The organism is Desulfovibrio piger (genome assembly GCF_012843875.1).
Classification (GTDB): Bacteria; Desulfobacterota; Desulfovibrionia; order Desulfovibrionales; family Desulfovibrionaceae; genus Desulfovibrio.
In genome coordinates this window covers 1-17,044 of record NZ_JABAFY010000035.1, presented here as the reverse complement: position 1 = coordinate 17,044, position 17,044 = coordinate 1, and the positions used below count along the sequence as shown (strand labels likewise).

The following is a 17,044-nucleotide window of genomic DNA, read 5'->3' as shown; positions in this document are numbered from 1 at the left end:
TGCTCAATGCATGTGACGTATCAATCGCAACAGGCTATGCCTGCACGTCCCCCGTACATTGACTCGCGCGCCACCAGAAGGTGCGGAAGCAGATGTTGGAGAAAGTGCACGACATGGAAATAATCCTGTTGGTTAAAAGTTCTTTGCGTAGAAAATCACAATTCTTTTCGGCTGTCAATTATTTTCCGAAAAGGATTTCCTGATAGCTGGGCAGATCCCACAGGTCATCGGCCACGCGGGTCTCCAGCAGGTCGGCATAGCGCCGCACTTCGCCCATGATGGGCAGCACTTCTTCGCAGTAGCGGGTGGCGCGGGCCAGGAAGTCGCCCTTGCCGTCCACACTGGCCAGCGTGGCTTCCAGGCTGCGGGTGGCATCCTGCAGGCCGCGCAGCTGCTCGGTGACCTCGTCCAGCGTGATGGTACGGAAGTCCTTGCCGATGGCCTTCATGCGGGCCGCGGTCTCGGCCAGTTCGCCCTGATAACGCATGGCCGCGGGGAAGATGATGGTCCGGGCGATGCGGATGGTCAGGATGGCTTCGGTGCGTACGGTCTTGCAGTACTGCTCCAGATAGATGTCATAACGGGCCTTGAGCTCGGCACGGTTCAGGATGCCCAGACGCTCGTACAGGTCGATGACTTCGGGACGGATCAGCTCGGGCATGGCCTCGGGCGTGGTGCGCAGGTTGGACAGGCCACGACGTTCGGCTTCGGCATGCCAAATGCTGGAGTAGCCGTCACCGTTGAAGATAACGGCACTGTGCTCTTCGATGACATGCTGCACATAGTGCTGGATGGCCGTGTTGAGGTCCTTGCCGCGGGCCAGGTCGCCTTCCAGGAAGTCGGCCGCATGGCCCAGCGAATCAGCCATGATGGCGTTCAGGGCAGTGATGGAATCGGCCGCGGACTGGCTGGAACCCAGGGCACGGAATTCGAAGCGGTTGCCCGTGAAGGCGATGGGGCTGGTGCGGTTGCGGTCACCGGGGTCGGTGGGCAGGGGCGGCAGGGTATCCACGCCCACGTTCATGACGCGGCCGCTCTTGCTGTTGGCGGCATCGTCGATACGACCGGCACGGAAGGCTTCGAACACTTCCGTCAGCTGATCGCCCAGGAAGATGGACATGATGGCCGGCGGGGCTTCGTGAGCGCCCAGACGGTGGTCGTTGCTGGCGCTGGCCACAGTGGCACGCAGCAGGCCGCCGAACTTGTGCACGGCGCGGATCATGGCCGCACAGAACACCAGGAACTTGGCATTGGCGTGCGGGGTCTCGCCGGGGTTGAACAGCGTGCCCAGCTCGGCATTGCCGATGGAGTAGTTCACGTGCTTGCCCGAGCCGTTGACGCCGTAGAAGGGCTTTTCGTGCAGCAGGCACTTGAGCCCGTAGCGTTTGGCCACGTTGCGCAGGGTGGACATGATGATGTGGTTGTGGTCCACGGCCAGGTTGCTGGCCTCGTACAGAGGCGCGATCTCGTACTGGCTGGGAGCGGCTTCATTATGGCGGGTGCGCACGGGCACGCCCAGCTTGTAGAGCTCGCGTTCCACTTCCATCATGTAGGACAGCACGCGCTGGGGAATGACCCCGAAGTACTGGTCACTGAATTCCTGGCCCTTGGCCGGACGGGCGCCGAACAGCGAGCGTCCTGCCACCTGCAGGTCGGGACGGGCGAAGTTGAAGTTGTGGTCGATGCAGAAGTATTCCTGCTCCAGACCGGCGTAGGAGACCACAGGCAGCTTGGTCTCGATGCCGAACAGCTTCAGCACGCGGCGGGCCTCACGGTTGAGGGCCTGGCCGGAACGCAGCAGCGGGGTCTTCTTGTCCAGGGCCACACCGGTCCACGAAAGGAACATGGTGGGGATGCACAGGAAGGTCCCGTTGGGGTTTTCCATGATGTAGGCGGGGCTGGTCACGTCCCAGGCCGTGTAGCCGCGCGCCTCGAAGGTGGAGCGCAGGCCGCCGGAGGGGAAGGACGAAGCGTCGGGCTCGCCGCGGATCAGCATGGCGCCGGAGAATTCGGCGATGATGCGGCCCTGGCCGTCAGGCATCAGGAAGCTGTCGTGCTTTTCCGCCGTCTGACCGGTCAGGGGGTAGAAGATATGGGTGAAGTGGGTGGCACCCTTTTCGATGGCCCAGTCCTTCATGACGGCGGCCACGGTATCGGCGATGCCGGGATCCATGCGTTCGCCGAATTCGATGGTCTTGTGCAGGGCCTTGTAGACATCCTTGGGCAGGCGTTCACGCATCACCTTGTCGGTGAACACGTTACAGCCGAAAATGTCGGTGGGCTTGGTATCGTAAAAGTTCAGCGGCGACGCTTCCGGCTTGTAGGTGGTGATGGCCTGAACGGCACTTCTGCGGGCGGAATTGCTGCTCATGAAAGCTCCCTTGTCAACGTCCGGGAACCTAGTTGACGCTGACGATTTCGATTTCGAAGGTCAGTTCCTTGCCGGCCAGGGGATGGTTGGCATCCAGGGTGATCTCTTCGTCCGTGACTTCGGTGATGGTCACGTCCATCTGGCCCTGTTCATTGGAAAGCTGCAGCGGCACGCCCACGGTCAGCGGGATATGATCGGGCACCTGGGCGCGGTCCACGGTGAAGACCAGCTCGGGATCGCTTTCGCCATAAGCCTGGGACGGGGGAATGGTGACGGTCACGGTCTCGCCCGCTTCGTGGCCCATGACGGCGGCTTCGAAGCCGGGGATGAGCATGCCTTTGCCCATGGTAAATTCCAGGGGTTCGCGTTCGCGGGAAGAGTCGAAAACAGTGCCGTCGCTGAGAGTGCCGGTGTAGTGCACACGCAGGGTGTCGCCATTCTTGATAGCCATGGATACTCCGTATGATTCGGGCAAGCCCGGTTGATTACAAAAAAGAATGCGCGGCAAAGGGCCGCGTGAAAGGCTGGAACCCGGATGCCGTCAGGGCATTTTCCACCGGTCCGCTGTTTTGGAATAAAGCAGGGGGGCTGCCATGTCAATGCGGACGGGCCCGCCCTCCCCTTGCGGCATGGCCCGGGCGGCCATGAAATCGTCCTTGCCGCGGGCCTGCCATCTTGACAGCCGGGGGAGGCAACAGCATATATTGAGCGCCCAAACAATTCCTGAGCCGGCCAGAGCCGGCAGCCTTTCAGACCAAGGAATCCCCTATGTCCCAGATCCGCTCCAGCTATACCGACAGTATCAATTTTTATGGTGGCCATTCTCCTCTGGATCTGGCCCAAAAGTTCGGTACGCCGCTCTATGTTTATAATGAGACCGTGCTGCGCCAGCGCTGCCGCGAACTCAAGGCCCTTTCCTCCCTGCCCGGCTTTGGCGTCAACTATTCGGTCAAGGCCAACACCAACCCCGTGCTGCTGCGCATCATCCGCGAAGAAGGCCTGGTGGTGGACGCCATGAGCCCCGGCGAGCTGTACATGGACCAGCTGGCGGGCTTCACCGCCGACGAGATCCTCTACATCTCCAACAACATCTCTGAAGACGAGCTGCGCAATGCCGTCCGGCACGGCGTGCTGATCAGCGTGGATTCCCTTTCCCAGGTGGAGACCCTGGGCCGCGTCAATCCCGGCGGCAAGGTCATGGTGCGCTTCAACCCCGGTATCGGCGCCGGCCATCACGCCAAGGTCGTCACCGCCGGCAAGGAGACCAAGTTCGGCGTCTCGCCGGAACTGCTGGACGACCTGTTCGCCATCCTGAAAAAATATGACCTGCATCTGGCCGGCATCAACCAGCACATCGGCTCCCTGTTCATGGAGGCCGACGGCTACATCGCCGCTGCCGAGGTCCTGCTGCATCTGGCCGAACGTCTGCCCGCCGACGTGCTGGAAAAACTGGAAGTCATCGACTTCGGCGGCGGTTTCGGCATCCCTTACCACAAATACGAAGACCAGCCCCGTCTGGACATGGACGACCTGGGCAGCCGCCTGCACGGCCTCATCAGTGGCTGGGCGGAAAAGACCGGCTACACCGGCCGCTTCCTGGTGGAGCCCGGCCGCTATGTGGTGGCCGAATGCGGCGTCCTGCTGGGGAGCGTCAACGCCACCAAGACCAACGGTGACAGACGCTATGCCGGTACCGACCTGGGTTTCAACGTGCTGGTGCGTCCCGCCATGTACGACTCCTTCCATGATGTGGAAGTGTACCGTCAGGGCGCGCAGGGCCCGGATACCGAGACCGTGGAACAAAGCGTCGTGGGCAACATCTGCGAAAGCGGCGACATCCTGGCCAAGAACCGCCAGCTGCCTCTGCTGCATGAAGGCGACGTGCTGGGCGTGCTGGACGCCGGGGCTTACGGTTTCGTGATGTCCTCCTCCTACAATCAGCGTTGCCGGGCCGCCGAGATCCTGATCCAGGCCGACGGCAGCGTGCGTCTGATCCGCCGCCGCGAGACCCTGGAAGATCTGGCTGCCTGTTACGAGGGCCTGCTGTAATCCTGGGCCGCCTGCCTGATTTTCACGAAGGGGGAAGGGGACTTTTCCAGCGGGAAAGCGCCCTCTTCCCCCTTCGAGCGCTTCGGCCAGCTACGATCGCTCCTCCTTTTTCCTTGCAGTGACGGCGTCCTGTCCTGCCCGGCAGTCCACGGGACCTGATCCCCCCTTCAGGGCCACAGTTTTTGCACGTCGCCTGTCCCCAGCTCTGCCGGGGCGTACGACTCCCCGATACGCCGGTGCGCTGCCGTTCACTGCCTGCCGCCGGGCTGCCGGAGCAGGAAGCCTTCCCAACCAGAGCCCCTTGCTGTCCACCAACCTTTTCCGTGTCAGCCGCACGCAAACATCTTTGGAACACCTCATGCCGGAACCGGATCTCAGCGTTTCTCCCCGTGCCATATGGAAGCTCACCTGGCCGCAGATGCTCATGATGTATCTGGTCTTCTTCATGGGCTTCATCAATATCTGGGTGGCCGGACGCATCAGTGCCGACGTGCAGGCCGCGCTCGGCATGGTCAACCAGTGCGGCCTGTTCCTCATGGTCGTGGCCATGTCCATGTCCAGCGGCGCCACAGCAGCGGTCAGCCAGTCACTGGGGGCCAAGCGCATGCGCCGCGCCCAGCGCTATGTGGGCACCACCGTCCTGGGCAGCCTGCTGGCCGGCATCCTGGTGGCCCTGCTGGGTTGGCAGCTGGGCAGCCCCATCCTGCGCGTCCTCCAGGTCCCGGAGCGCATTCTGCCGGTCACCGCCGGTTTCTGGGACATCACCATGCTGGCCCTGCCCGCCCAGTATGTCTACGCCGCCACCGGCGTCATGTTTCGCGCCACCCGGCAGGTCCTGCCGCCGCTCTGGGTGGCGGCCACGGTCTGCGTCTTCGACCTGCTGGGCTGTCTGGGGCTGGGCCTGGGCTGGTTCGGCCTGCCCTGCATGGGCTATGTGGGCATCGCCTGGGCCAATGCCGGTGCCCAGTGTCTGGGAGCCGTGGCCAACTGTTTGCTGCTCTGCCGGGCCGGTTACCTGTGCCGCCGGGCCATGCCCACCACTCGCTGGCTGCGGGCCGGTCTGCCCTACCTACTCAAAGTGGCCCTGCCCGCGGGCGCGGCCCAGATCGTCTGGCAGTCCGGCTACCTCATGCTTTTCGTCCTGGTGGCCTCCCTGCCTTTCGACAGCATCAACGCTCTGGCGGGCCTCACCGCCGGTCTGCGCATCGAGGCCCTGCTCTTCCTGCCGGGCATGGCCTTCAACATGAGCGTCTCCGTGCTGGTGGGCAACTGTCTCGGCATGGGCGAGCCCGCCAAGGCAAAGCGCGTCGCCCTGCAGATGATCGTCATCGCCTCGCTGGGCATGAGCGTCGTAGCGGCCCTGCTCTGGCCCTTCCGGGCCGAACTGGCGGCCCTGCTCTCCCACGAGGCGGGCACGCAGGCCCAGATCATCAACTATCTGACCTACAATCTGCTCTCCACGCCCTTTTCCATCGCCAGCACCGTCATGGGCGGCGTCATGGTGGGCGCGGGCGCCACACGCTACAATCTGATGGTCTACGGCGGCACCTTCTGGCTGGTACGTCTGCCGCTGGGCTGGCTGCTGGGCCACTGGCTGTGGGGCACGGCCTCCGGCGTGTTCCTGGCCATGCTGGTCTCGCAGTGTTTACAAACGGCCATCATGTTTTATGTTTTACTGTACCGCGACTGGGCCCGCTTTGCCATGCGCGCCCGGCACCATCACGACAACAGATAACAACAGGTTCCCCTGATGAAGAATCTTTCTTTCACTCCCGTCACCCTGGACGGTCGTTCCGAATTCTACGAACTGTGGCACAAGACCCCGCGTCGTTCCCTGGACTACAGCCTGCCCAATATCTGGGGCTGGCAGCAGTATTTCGGCCTGCAGTGGGCCTTTGACGGCGATCTGTGCTGGCTGCGCCAGACCGTGCCCTTCGTCACCTACTGGGCCCCTGTGGGCGACTGGGACGCCGTGGACTGGGCTGCCAGCGGCATCGACGACGCCTGCCGCAGCTTCATCCGCGTGCCCGAAGAACTGCTGGAGCGCTGGCGCGCGGCCCTGCCGGACAAGGTCGAAGAGCATGATTCGCGCGGCCAGTGGGAATACCTGTATCTGCAGAGCGATCTGGCCACCCTGCCGGGCAACCGCTACCATAAAAAGCGTAACCACCTGCGCGGCTTCGAAAAGGCTTACGGCATCGACTACCGGCCGCTGGACGATGCCATGGTGGAAGACGTGCTGGGCCTGCAGGACGACTGGTGCCAGTGGCATGAATGCGAGGACTCCCCTTCCCTGCGTGCCGAGAACGAAGCCATCAACCGCGTGCTCTCCCACTGGGAGCTTCTGGACGGCCTGTGCGGCGGTTCCCTGTATGTGGACGGCCAGATGGTGGCCTTCAGCGTGGGGGAAGCACTGGACGAAAAGACGCTGGGGGTCCATTATGAAAAAGGGCTCAACGGTTTCCGCGGCGTCTACCAGACCATCAATGCCTGCTTCTCCCGAGAGGCGGGCAACGGCTTCGAGCTGCTGAACCGGGCCCAGGATCTGGATGAAGAAGGCTTGCGCCAGGCCAAGATGACCTATCTGCCGACGGACTTTCTGCGCAAGTATCAGGTGAGCTTCAAATAAGGGGGCATCATGACTCGGTCTTTCCTCTGGACAGGGGTACGGCTGGCGGCGCTGTGTTCGCTGCTGTTGCTGGCCGCCTGCGGCGGCAAACAGATCCCGCCGCGTGACGGCATCCCTTCCCCGCATCTGGGCACCATCCGTGACATGCGGAGCTTTCCGCAGGATCTGACCGTGTTCGCCCAGCAGGCCGGTGCCGACACGCCCCTGCTGGACAGCCAGGCCCAGGCGGAGCAGGACGCGCGCTTCAATCGCATCTTCTTCGGCCCCTGGGACATGCGCAAGACCTCCATCCGCAAACGGGACGTGGAGATCTATTTCCGCAAGGCCAAGGGCTACAAATACGGTGACGTGCGCTGGACCCAGGACGAATGGGACGCCATGCGTGCCAACGCCGGTCTGAAGAGCTTCCCCAACACGGCCATGTACGGCATCACGGTACGCAATGCCGACCTGCGCGAGATGCCCAGCCATACGCCGCGTTTCAGCGAGCCCACGCCTGACCCGCGCATCAATCCTTTCGACTACTTCCAGTATTCCCTGCTGCCGGTGGGGACGCCGGTCTTCATCGCCCACACCAGCCGTGACGGCAACTGGTATTATGTGGAGACCCCCGTGGCCGCGGGCTGGGTGGACGCCAATGATATCGGCATCGTGGACGAGGCTTTCGAGGCCAGCTACAAGACCGGCAGCTATGTGGCCGTGCTGCGCGACAACGTCCCCCTGCCCGGCAGCCTGGCCGGACAGGTCAATATCGGCACTGTCCTGCCTCTGGCCCCGTCCCAGAGCGACAACACCCGCCTGGCGGTGCTGGTCCCCGTCAAGAACGGCAGCCGGGCGACCGTGGTCACACTGACGCTGGCCCATGAAGACGCCGCCATCAAGCCCCTGCCCATGACCCCGGCGCAGGTGGCCCTCATCGGCAACGTCATGATGGGGCAGCGCTACGGCTGGGGCGGCATGTTCGGCGACCGCGACTGCTCCGCCCTGACCCGCGAGCTGCTGACGCCCTTCGGCATCTGGCTGCCCCGCAACTCCCTGTCCCAGGCGCGCAGCGGACGGCGTATCATGCTGGACGGCATGAGCATCAAGGAAAAGGAAAAGGCCATCCTGCGCGACGGCGTCCCCTTCCTGACCCTGGTCTGGCTGCGCGGGCACATCATGCTCTATGTGGGGCCCTACAAAGGGCGGCCCGCCATCTTCCACAACGTCTGGGGCGTGCGCACCGTAGAGGGCGCCAGCGACAACGAGCGCTTCGTCATCGGCCGTGCCGTGGTCAGCTCCATCACGCCCGGCAGCGAACTGCGCAATCTGTACCGCACCACCACCTTTGGTGACCGCGTGAACAGCATCACCGTCCTGGGAGGCCGTTGATGAGCGGGGAAAGCCCTCGTCAGCTGGACTTCCGCGTGGCGGGCGCTCTGGTGGGGCAGCGGCTGGACAAGGCCCTGTGCGGTCTGCTGCCCGACCTCTCACGGGCCGCCGTGCAGCGTGCCATCACGGCCGGTGCCTGCCGCATCGACGGGCTGCCGGTCTCCACGGCGTCCCTCAAGCTCAAGGCCGGCCAGGAGGTCCGTCTCGATCTACCCGATACGGCCAACGAGCTTCGCGCCGAAGACGAAGCGGTGGACATCCTCTGGCAGGACGAGCATCTGCTGCTGTGCAACAAGCCCGCGGGCCTGACGGTCCATCCCTGTCCGTCCTGCCCGGAAAACACGCTTGTCCAGCGCCTGCTGCACCACTTCCCGCGTTTGCGGGAACAGGAAGGCCTGCGCCCCGGTGTGGTCCATCGTCTGGACAAGGACACCAGCGGCCTTTTGCTCGTGGCCCTGGACGAGCCCACCCGCCTGCGCATGAGCGAGGCCTTTGCCCGGCGGGAAGTCCACAAGGAGTATCTGGCCCTAGTGCAGGGCGTGCCCCCGAAGACGGGCACCTGCCGGGAACCTCTGGGCCGCCATCCTACCGCCAAGGTCAAGATGGCCGTTGTCCCGGAGAACCGGGGCGGCAAGGCGGCCCACAGCGACTGGCGCGTGCTTTGGAGCAGCCCGCGCAAGGATTTCTCGCTGGTGGCCGTGCGCATCCATACCGGACGCACGCACCAGATCCGCGTCCACATGGCGCATGTGGGCCATCCCCTGCTGGGCGACGCCCTGTACGCCCCGGCCCCTGTGGCGGCCCGTGCCCCACGCCAGATGCTGCATGCCTGGCACATCAGTTTTTGCCATCCCCTGTCGGGCGAGGCGCTGGAATTTTTCTGCCCGCCGCCCGACGACATGCTCCGGACCATCCTGAACAACAGCAGCCGCATGCAGCGGCTGGTCATCACCGGCAATCCCGGTTGCGGCAAATCGACCCTCACCCATGCCCTGGAAGAGACGGGCCTGCCCACGGTCAGCGCCGATGCCCTGGTGGCGCAGCTCTATGCCGCCGGTGGGGAGATGGCCGATTATCTGGGCCGCCGCTTCGGGGAACGTCTGCTGGAGGATGACGGCAGCGTGTGCAAACCCGCTTTGCTGGAGGCCATGCAGCAGGCCCCCGGCCTGCGCAAAGAAGTGGAGCAGATGGTCCATACCCTTGTCCGGGACGCCATCCTGGCCTTCTGGGACAAGGCGGAAGCCGAGGGCAAGGACTGCGCCGTGGCGGAGATCCCCCTGTATTTCGAATGCGGCTGGCATAAGGCCGGTCTGCCCGGTGCCCTGAGCCTGACGGTACGCTGCCCGCGCGAGATCCGCCTGCAACGCATCATGGCCACCCGCGGCTGGAGCGAAGAAAAAGCCGCGACTCTGGAAGCCTGGCAGTGGCCAGCCGAGCGCAAGGAAGCCGCCAGCGATCTGGTGGTGGACAATGCCGGGACACCGGCGGACCTTCGCGCCCGCATCCCTGCCCTGCTGGAACAGCTGACCGCTCTGCGGCAACAGGCACAGGATGATATCCTCCGGCAGGTCACGGCCTGCTGGCAGGTCAAATGACGCCATCCCCCGTTTCGATCACAAGTTTATCACAAGCACTATGAGCAGCAAAAAAATAGCCAAGACCAATGCCGCGCGCCTGCTGGAGCGTCTGGAGATCCCCTTCACCCTGCATCAGGCCGATGTGGACGAAAGCGACCTTTCCGCCGTGACCATGGCCCACAAACTGGGCGTGGATCCCGGCTGCGTTTTCAAGACCCTGGTGGCCCGCGGTGACAAAACAGGCGTCATCATGGCCTGCATCCCCGCCGCGGCGGAACTAAACCTGAAGGCCCTGGCCACGGCATCCGGCAACAAGCATGTGGAGATGGTCCACCTCAAGGAAGTCCTGCCCCTGACAGGCTACATCCGCGGCGGTTGTTCGCCGCTGGCAGCCAAAAAGGATTACCCCGTCTTTCTGGATGAGCATGCCATCCTCTGGGAGCAGATCTATATCAGCGCCGGACAGCGCGGGGTGCAGCTCTGCCTTTCGCCGGACGACCTGTGCCGGGCCACCGGCGCCACCATGGCCGAGATCGCCAATAATGCAGACTGAAACAGTTTGCAAAAGACAGTAAAAAAGTCTGAGACGTCCTCTCCTGCCTGTCCCTGACGGAGCAGGAGCAGCCCATCAGCCACAACGCAAAGAGAGCGGGCCCCCTGCGGGACCCGCTCTCTCATTTTGTACAGTCTTGTTATCACTTAGGCCTGAGCCAGCGCCTGCGACAGGTCTTCCAGAAGGTCGTCGATATTTTCCAGACCGACGGACAGGCGGACCATGCCGGGCGTGATGCCAGCTTCCGTGAGCTGCTCGTCACTGAGCTGGCGATGCGTGGAGCTGGCCGGATGCAGGACACAGGTACGGATATCGGCCACATGCACCTGCAGGGACACCATCTTCAGGCTGTCGATGAAACGGGCCCCGGCGTCGCGGCCGCCCTTGAGCGAGAAGGAGATGACGCCGCTGCAGCCCTTAGGCAGGTATTTTTCGGCCAGGGCCTTGTCGTGGCTGTCCGGCAGCCAGGGGTAGCAGACGCTCTCCACCTTGTCGTGCCCGGCCAGGAAGGTCGCCACAGCCTCGGCATTGCGGCAGTGGCGTTCCATGCGCAGGGGCAGGGTCTCCAGGCCCTGATTGATGTAGAAGGCGCCCTGCGGCGTCTGGCAACATCCCAGGTCACGCATGAGCTGCACGCGGGCCTTGACGATGTAAGCGGCCTTGCCGAAGGCCTTGGTATAGATCAGGCCATGATACGAGGCGTCGGGCTCGGTGAATTCGGGGAAGCGCCCGGAAGTCCAGTCGAACTTGCCGCTGTCCACGATGACGCCGCCCATCTGCAGGGCATGGCCGTCCATGTATTTGGTGGTGGAGTGGACGACGATGTCGGCACCGAAATCGAAGGGACGGCAGAGCACAGGCGTGGCAAAGGTATTGTCCACGATCAGGGGCAGGCCGTGACGATGGGCCAGGGCCGCGATGCGTTCGATGTCCAGCACGTCCATGGAAGGATTGGTCAGGGTCTCGCCGAACATGGCCTTGGTGTTGGGGCGGATGGCCTTCTCGATCTCGGCGTCATCGGCCCGCTGGTCCACGAAGGTCACTTCGATGCCCATTTTCTTCAGCGTCACGGCGAACAGGTTGAAGGTGCCGCCGTAGATGCTGGCCATGCTGACCACATGGTCGCCGCTCTGGGCCATGTTGAGGATGGCGATGAGGATGGCAGCCTGTCCCGAAGAGGTGCACAGGGCGCCGACGCCGCCTTCCAGAGCCGCGATTTTCTGCTCCACGGCGTCCACCGTGGGATTGCCCAGACGGGTGTAGAAAAAGCCGGAAGTTTCCAGGTCAAAAAGCTTGGCCACTTCGGCCGTGGAGTCATAAGTAAAGGTCGTGCTCTGCACGATGGGCAGTACCCGGGGCTCACCGTTCTTGGGGGTATAGCCCGCATGCAGGCAAAGCGATTCGGTTTTCATGGGTTCCTCGTTCCGTAAAAAGTCCATTCGGCAGCGTCTGCCGGCCTTTTTTCTTATCTGATGGATAGGAGAAACACAAGCCGCAGCGCCCCAAAACAAAAGCCCGTCCTCAGGGAAGACGGGCAACGACCTTTCGCAGGTCTAGATATCTTCGGGCAGATGTTCCTCGGTATACAGGGCGAACCCGGCCTCGCGCAGCATGCGTGCCCACAGCCCGTCACCGGGACAAAGGGTACGGCTGAACGTGCCGTCATAGATCTGCCCCACACCGCAGGAGGGCGAACGCCGTTTGAGGATGGCCGCCGTACAGCCGTGCCTGCGGGCCGTCTCCATGGCCAGGCGGGCCCCCCGGAGGAAATCCTCCGTCAGATCCCTGCCATCCTGCGACAGGACGCGCCCTTCTCTGATCTCGCACGGCGGGTGGGGCACGGGCAGGCAGGCCAGCCCTTCAGGACAGGCCGTGACGGCCTCTCCCCTGCGCACCAGTTCCTGGACCGCAGCACAGGCGTTGCTCCCGCCGTCATAGCGGCAAAATTCCCCGGCCAGACAGGCGCTGACCACAAAACGGCATACGGGCGTCGTCATCACAGCTCCGCATTCCGGCGCTGGGCTATGGCCAGTTCGCGCCGCTCGGCCATCCCGGCTTTGACGGCATGCTTCATGGCCTCCTCGGCAGACTGTACCACAGGGACATTGGTGTAATACAGGGCACCGCTGTCCAGCCCGTTCTCTTCCTGAACGCGGTCATAATGCTGCCAGGCAGGGCTCAGGGCCACAAGGCGCGGCGTGATGACCGCGAAAAAGACCCACAGGCCGACGCCCCAGAGGACAAGCTTGCCCATCTTGAAGATTCTGTCATTCATGAGGATCACCCTACACCGGAACATCCGGGAAAAAAAGGGGGCCGTTCCCGGAACGGCCCCCCTTGATTGCAGATGAAGCTTAGATCTTGGCCGTGATTTCGGGGAAGACCTTGTAGAACATGATCCAGGCCATGAGCAGCGTCAGGGCCAGGTTCAGGGACTGACCGCAAACATAGAGCAGGATGGGCTTGCCGCCCTTGAAGTACTTGCCCAGTTCGCGGAAGTTGGTGGTCAGACCGATGGACACGAAGGCCAGGGCGAAGAACCAGCCGCGCAGGGGCACGGAGATCTTGTTGATGCCGTTATCCACCAGCATCTTGCCCACATCAGCACCCAGGGAGGAGCTGACCACGGACATGACGATGGAAGCCGTCAGGAAGCCCAGCACGAACTTGGGGAAGCGGTGCCAGATCTCCATGGCGCTGACCTTCTGGCCTTCCTGCACGTCCACCTTGGCGCACCAGTACATGGCCACGCAAAAGGCCGTCACACCGATGAGCACGTTCTGGATCATCTTGACCGTAGCGGCCACCTGCAGGGCCTTGGGACCGATGAAGGCACCGGCAGCGGCCACGGCGCCGGTGGCGTCCACGGTACCGCCGATCCAGGCGCCGCCCAGGACCTCAGGCATACCCACCCAGTTGATGAAGGCGGGCATGGCCACCATCATGATGGCGGTGAAGGTCAGGGACAGGCCGATGGACAGGGTCAGTTCTTCCTTCTTGGCGCGGCAGGCAGCGGCGGTGGCGATGGCCGCCGAGGTACCGCACACGGACATGTCGGCGGAAATGACCATGTTCAGGGTACGGGAAGGCATCTTGAGCACCTTCTGGCCGAAGATGAAGGTGCTGATGAGCACGATGGGGGTGACCACCCAGGCCACGAAGATGCCGGGGATACCGATGGCCAGGATCTTGTGGAACAGCACTTCGGCACCCAGCAGCACCAGACCGGCCTTGATGAAGTATTCCACCTGGGCGCCGTCCTTGACCAGCTTGGGCGTGCCGATGGTATTGGCGATGATCATGCCGATGACGATGGACCAGATCTCGGCGTTGATGCCGTACAGGCGCATGGTCTTCTGGTTGCCCAGGATGTTGGCCAGCACGCAGAGGGCGTAGATGATGAGGAAGGAGACGAAGAACTTGCCGGGGTTCATGCCCATGAACACGGCACCGACGGTGCACAGGGCGCCCAGCACCAGACCCAGCACGATGAGGGTGGGGATGCGGTTGAAGGGCTTGGCCAGACCGGAAACGGCCTTGGAGGCCTTCTTTTCGGCGCTCTGCCAGGAGTCGATGGCGGCCTTGGCGGCATCATTCAGACCGGCGTCCTGATAACCGGCAGCGGCGGCGGCATCCTGGGCGGCCTTGGCCGTGGCCAGAGCCTCGGCAGCGGCCTGCTTGGCAGCTTCGACCTTGGGCTTGAGGGCGGCGTTGCGCTCATCCGCGCGGGCCTGATCCATCATCAGGGCATCCAGAGGATTGTCGGTCCAGCGGGCGGGCTTCTTCAGATAAGCGATGACATCAGCCACCTGGGACTGCTTCTGGGCCTGCACGTTTTTCTGGGCGGCAGTGGCCTTGTACCATTCGATGGTCTTGAAGGGCTTGCTTTCCTCAGCCTTGATGATGGTCTCGTATTCGTTGAACTTGGCTTCCAGGGCCGGACGCTGGCCAAAGCACAGCCATGCGGCCACGATCAGGAAGAAAAAGCCAATCCAGATGGCCCAGTAGTCTTCCTTCTTCCACAAGTCGGACCACTGCGACTTGGCACGGTCGACAACGACTTCGTTGTTTTGTTCCATAACAGACAACCTCCGTTTGCGGCCGGGCTGCTCCCCGCCACGTCGTATTGAAAATAGCAACAAGAAGGCTTCTTGCGGAGCGTTCCCTCCCATCCCGAAAAAAGACAGCGGCTTTTTTCACAAACCATCTTGCTTTTGCGGCGCGCACAGGCCGCACATCCCAAGGATAATACCGGGCAAAGGGGCAAAGTAAAGTAAACTATTCTCACAGGATAGAAACATTCATCCCATCATGTCGCCATGGAAAATCAACAGGTTAGATATCATGTGAAATATTTTGTAATGTGGCATCCCGTGACTGTGCCAAAGGGCACTTCCCTCCTGGCCGCTCCCGCATTTTTTCTGCCGGATACGAAGCCTTAAAATTTTTTCGATTTTTTTGTTGACAAGAGAGCCGGTTTTGCGTAAGTTCCATTTTCGCGATGGGCTGTCGTTCAATTGGCAGGACGGCGGATTCTGGCTCCGCTAATCAAGGTTCGAGTCCTTGCAGCCCAGCCATCACAACTTCATAGTGCGTCCCCATCGTCTAGCCGGCCCAGGACAACGGCCTTTCACGCCGTCGACAGGGGTTCAAATCCCCTTGGGGACGCCAAAGAAATCAAGCCCTTACGAGAAATCGTGAGGGCTTTTTCGTTGTGGGGCAAATCTGCCCCACCATCTGCCCCACAAATCTTGAAAAAAGTTTGTCGGCTCCGCAAGGCAAAGCGTCTCGCAGCCGGGGCGGCCTGCATGAGAATGAAAGCGGCCGATCCGGCTGCGTCCTTCCCATACATGCTGCTGGAGATAAATTTCTTTCCGCCGCACTCGTCATAAAAATGTGGCTGTTGGTTCTGCATCCAGCGGGACGTATCCGTATTTTCTGCACACAGAAAACTCCAGTCGGCTGCCTATCGCTGTGTTCTTCCCTGCGGCTCGCAGTTGCAGCATTTTCGGGAATTTTATAAAATTTTATGTCTTGCCGGCATACGCGCATGGCGCACTTTGTACGGATACCTTCTCATCGGCCAGAGCGGATTTAGAGCATTTTCAGTTTGAAACGCTGTGCGTTTCAAACTATACGGCCTATCGTTTCGCGGAAAAAGCGCGGTTTTTCCGCTCAGTTCGGGCCGGGCGGCGCTGTGCCGCCGCCTTGCGTTTCACCAAGTTGAAACGCTCTAATGAAGGAGATTCCCTTTCTTTCATCAAAGGACACGCAGGAAATTTACATGGCCAAATCAACCAGCAGTACCATCGGCTTTGAAAAGCAAATTTGGGATGCCGCCTGTGTTTTGCGCGGCAATATTGACGCTTCGGAATACAAGTCCGTCGTTCTTGGACTTATTTTCCTGAAATATATCTCTGATCGTTTTGAGGCCAAGTACGATGAGCTGGTCGCAGAAGGCGACGGATTTGAAGAAGACAGGGATGAATATCTTGCCGAAAAAATTTTTTTTGTGCCGGAAAACGCCCGCTGGAGCGTTATTGCCGGGGCAGCCCGCACAGAGGAGATCGGCAGCGTCATTGACGAGGCCATGCGCAGCATTGAAAAGGAAAACAAACGGCTGAAAGACATTCTGCCCAAAAACTTTGCCCGCCCAGAGCTGGACAAGCGGCGTCTTGGCGAGGTTGTTGATTTGTTTACCAATATCCAGATGGTTGAGCACGGCGACAGCAAAGACATCTTGGGGCGCACCTATGAATATTGCCTGTCCAAATTTGCCGAACAGGAAGGGAAGCTGGCGGGAGAGTTCTACACGCCTTCCTGCATCGTGCGCACGCTGGTGGAGATTTTGCAACCCTATGACGGGCGCGTCTATGATCCCTGCTGCGGCAGCGGCGGCATGTTCGTCCAGTCAGCCAAGTTTATTGAAAATCACGGCGGCAACATCAACCGCATTTCCGTCTTCGGGCAGGACTCCAACCCCACCACCTGGAAAATGGCGCAAATGAATCTTGCCATTCGCGGGATTGAGGCTGACCTGGGCAAATTCAATGCGGACACCTTCTTTAACGACTGCCATCCCCAGCTCAAGGCGGATTTCATCATGGCCAACCCGCCTTTCAATATGTCCGGCTGGGGACAGGACAAACTTCTGGATGATGTACGCTGGCAATACGGCACGCCTCCTGCCGGTAATGCAAACTTTGCCTGGCTCCAGCACATGATCTGGCATCTGTCCCCCAACGGCAGAATCGGCATGGTACTGGCCAACGGTTCCCTGTCCTCCCAGAGTGGGGGAGAAGGTGACATTCGCAAGAACATCGTCAATGCCGATCTTGTGGACTGCATCATCGCCATGCCTGCCCAGTTGTTCTATACGACACAGATTCCTGTCTCGCTGTGGTTTCTGGCCCGCAATAAGAGAATGTCCGGCATACACCTTGCTATACCAGTTTTCTCCAAAGGATACAGGCCAAAGCAAGGTAAAGTAGCCC

14 protein-coding genes and 2 tRNA genes are annotated in these 17,044 nt (G+C 61.6%); 10 read left to right on the top strand and 6 right to left on the bottom strand.

What is annotated here, in order from left to right; genetic code table 11:
- Positions 1-178 precede the first annotated feature (178 nt).
- Positions 179-2,371 (bottom strand): glutamine synthetase III family protein, encoded by a 2,193-nt coding sequence (locus HF854_RS09135; protein ID WP_168935998.1) that lies wholly within the window; start codon positions 2,369-2,371, stop codon positions 179-181.
- A 28-nt stretch (positions 2,372-2,399) separates the two neighbouring features.
- Entirely contained in the window at positions 2,400-2,822 is a 423-nt protein-coding gene (locus HF854_RS09130) for an FKBP-type peptidyl-prolyl cis-trans isomerase (protein ID WP_006004972.1), read from the bottom strand.
- Positions 2,823-3,139: 317 nt separating this feature from the next.
- On the opposite strand from HF854_RS09130, the gene lysA reads away from it, so the two are divergent.
- The 6 genes from lysA (at position 3,140) to ybaK (ending at position 10,550) form a co-directional block, all read left to right on the top strand.
- On the top strand, positions 3,140-4,420 hold the full coding sequence (gene lysA / locus HF854_RS09125; RefSeq protein ID WP_168935997.1) for a diaminopimelate decarboxylase: 1,281 nt from the start codon (positions 3,140-3,142) through the stop codon (positions 4,418-4,420).
- Positions 4,421-4,778: 358 nt separating this feature from the next.
- Entirely contained in the window at positions 4,779-6,155 is a 1,377-nt protein-coding gene (locus HF854_RS09120; RefSeq protein WP_168935996.1) for an MATE family efflux transporter, read from the top strand.
- A gap of 15 nt (positions 6,156-6,170) precedes the next feature.
- Positions 6,171-7,049 carry a DUF2156 domain-containing protein gene (locus HF854_RS09115; RefSeq protein WP_168935995.1) on the top strand — a complete coding sequence of 293 codons (879 nt, stop codon included), beginning with the start codon at positions 6,171-6,173 and terminating at the stop codon, positions 7,047-7,049.
- 9 nt (positions 7,050-7,058) lie between these two features.
- Complete coding sequence (locus HF854_RS09110) at positions 7,059-8,420, top strand: NlpC/P60 family N-terminal domain-containing protein (RefSeq protein WP_168935994.1); 1,362 nt, start codon at positions 7,059-7,061, stop codon at positions 8,418-8,420.
- Positions 8,420-10,015 (top strand): dephospho-CoA kinase, encoded by a 1,596-nt coding sequence (coaE, locus tag HF854_RS09105; RefSeq protein ID WP_168935993.1) that lies wholly within the window; start codon positions 8,420-8,422, stop codon positions 10,013-10,015. Before HF854_RS09110 ends, coaE begins: the two co-directional genes overlap by 1 nt.
- A gap of 40 nt (positions 10,016-10,055) precedes the next feature.
- Positions 10,056-10,550, top strand: coding sequence for a Cys-tRNA(Pro) deacylase (gene ybaK / locus HF854_RS09100; protein WP_168935992.1), 495 nt, complete (start codon positions 10,056-10,058; stop codon positions 10,548-10,550).
- Positions 10,551-10,696: 146 nt separating this feature from the next.
- Here the strand turns inward: ybaK and HF854_RS09095 are convergent, their stop codons facing one another.
- The 4 genes from HF854_RS09095 to HF854_RS09080 form a co-directional block, all read right to left on the bottom strand.
- Positions 10,697-11,962: an O-acetylhomoserine aminocarboxypropyltransferase/cysteine synthase family protein gene (locus tag HF854_RS09095; protein WP_168935991.1), complete on the bottom strand. Its 1,266-nt coding sequence runs from the start codon at positions 11,960-11,962 to the stop codon at positions 10,697-10,699.
- Positions 11,963-12,103: 141 nt separating this feature from the next.
- Positions 12,104-12,547, bottom strand: a complete 444-nt coding sequence (locus HF854_RS09090) for a 2-thiouracil desulfurase family protein (protein ID WP_168935990.1) — start codon at positions 12,545-12,547, stop codon at positions 12,104-12,106.
- Complete coding sequence (locus tag HF854_RS09085) at positions 12,547-12,825, bottom strand: hypothetical protein (protein WP_168935989.1); 279 nt, start codon at positions 12,823-12,825, stop codon at positions 12,547-12,549. Before HF854_RS09085 ends, HF854_RS09090 begins: the two co-directional genes overlap by 1 nt.
- 79 nt (positions 12,826-12,904) lie before the next feature.
- Positions 12,905-14,629 carry a YeiH family protein gene (locus HF854_RS09080; RefSeq protein WP_168935988.1) on the bottom strand — a complete coding sequence of 575 codons (1,725 nt, stop codon included), beginning with the start codon at positions 14,627-14,629 and terminating at the stop codon, positions 12,905-12,907.
- 423 nt (positions 14,630-15,052) lie between these two features.
- On the opposite strand from HF854_RS09080, the gene HF854_RS09075 reads away from it, so the two are divergent.
- From HF854_RS09075 to HF854_RS09060, 4 genes are all read left to right on the top strand, one after another.
- Positions 15,053-15,127 (top strand) — tRNA-Gln (locus HF854_RS09075).
- Between the two features lie 17 nt (positions 15,128-15,144).
- Positions 15,145-15,221, top strand: a tRNA-Glu gene (locus HF854_RS09070).
- A gap of 225 nt (positions 15,222-15,446) precedes the next feature.
- The gene (locus HF854_RS09065; RefSeq protein ID WP_168935987.1) at positions 15,447-15,869 is read left to right on the top strand and encodes a hypothetical protein; all 423 of its coding nucleotides are present in this window, start codon (positions 15,447-15,449) and stop codon (positions 15,867-15,869) included.
- The coding region (locus tag HF854_RS09060; protein WP_205906084.1) for a type I restriction-modification system subunit M at positions 15,835-17,044 on the top strand (1,210 nt) is incomplete at its 3' end. The genes HF854_RS09065 and HF854_RS09060, both read left to right, overlap by 35 nt.

What these genes read in the sequence shown, in the direction of transcription:
- HF854_RS09135 (WP_168935998.1), bottom strand. Translation starts at nt 2,371, where the DNA reads ATGAGCAGCAATTCCGCCCGCAGAAGTGCCGTTCAGGCCATCACCACC.
- HF854_RS09130 (WP_006004972.1), bottom strand. Translation starts at nt 2,822, where the DNA reads ATGGCTATCAAGAATGGCGACACCCTGCGTGTGCACTACACCGGCACT.
- lysA (WP_168935997.1), top strand. Translation starts at nt 3,140, where the DNA reads ATGTCCCAGATCCGCTCCAGCTATACCGACAGTATCAATTTTTATGGT.
- HF854_RS09120 (WP_168935996.1), top strand. Translation starts at nt 4,779, where the DNA reads ATGCCGGAACCGGATCTCAGCGTTTCTCCCCGTGCCATATGGAAGCTC.
- HF854_RS09115 (WP_168935995.1), top strand. Translation starts at nt 6,171, where the DNA reads ATGAAGAATCTTTCTTTCACTCCCGTCACCCTGGACGGTCGTTCCGAA.
- HF854_RS09110 (WP_168935994.1), top strand. Translation starts at nt 7,059, where the DNA reads ATGACTCGGTCTTTCCTCTGGACAGGGGTACGGCTGGCGGCGCTGTGT.
- coaE (WP_168935993.1), top strand. Translation starts at nt 8,420, where the DNA reads ATGAGCGGGGAAAGCCCTCGTCAGCTGGACTTCCGCGTGGCGGGCGCT.
- ybaK (WP_168935992.1), top strand. Translation starts at nt 10,056, where the DNA reads ATGAGCAGCAAAAAAATAGCCAAGACCAATGCCGCGCGCCTGCTGGAG.
- HF854_RS09095 (WP_168935991.1), bottom strand. Translation starts at nt 11,962, where the DNA reads ATGAAAACCGAATCGCTTTGCCTGCATGCGGGCTATACCCCCAAGAAC.
- HF854_RS09090 (WP_168935990.1), bottom strand. Translation starts at nt 12,547, where the DNA reads ATGACGACGCCCGTATGCCGTTTTGTGGTCAGCGCCTGTCTGGCCGGG.
- HF854_RS09085 (WP_168935989.1), bottom strand. Translation starts at nt 12,825, where the DNA reads ATGAATGACAGAATCTTCAAGATGGGCAAGCTTGTCCTCTGGGGCGTC.
- HF854_RS09080 (WP_168935988.1), bottom strand. Translation starts at nt 14,629, where the DNA reads ATGGAACAAAACAACGAAGTCGTTGTCGACCGTGCCAAGTCGCAGTGG.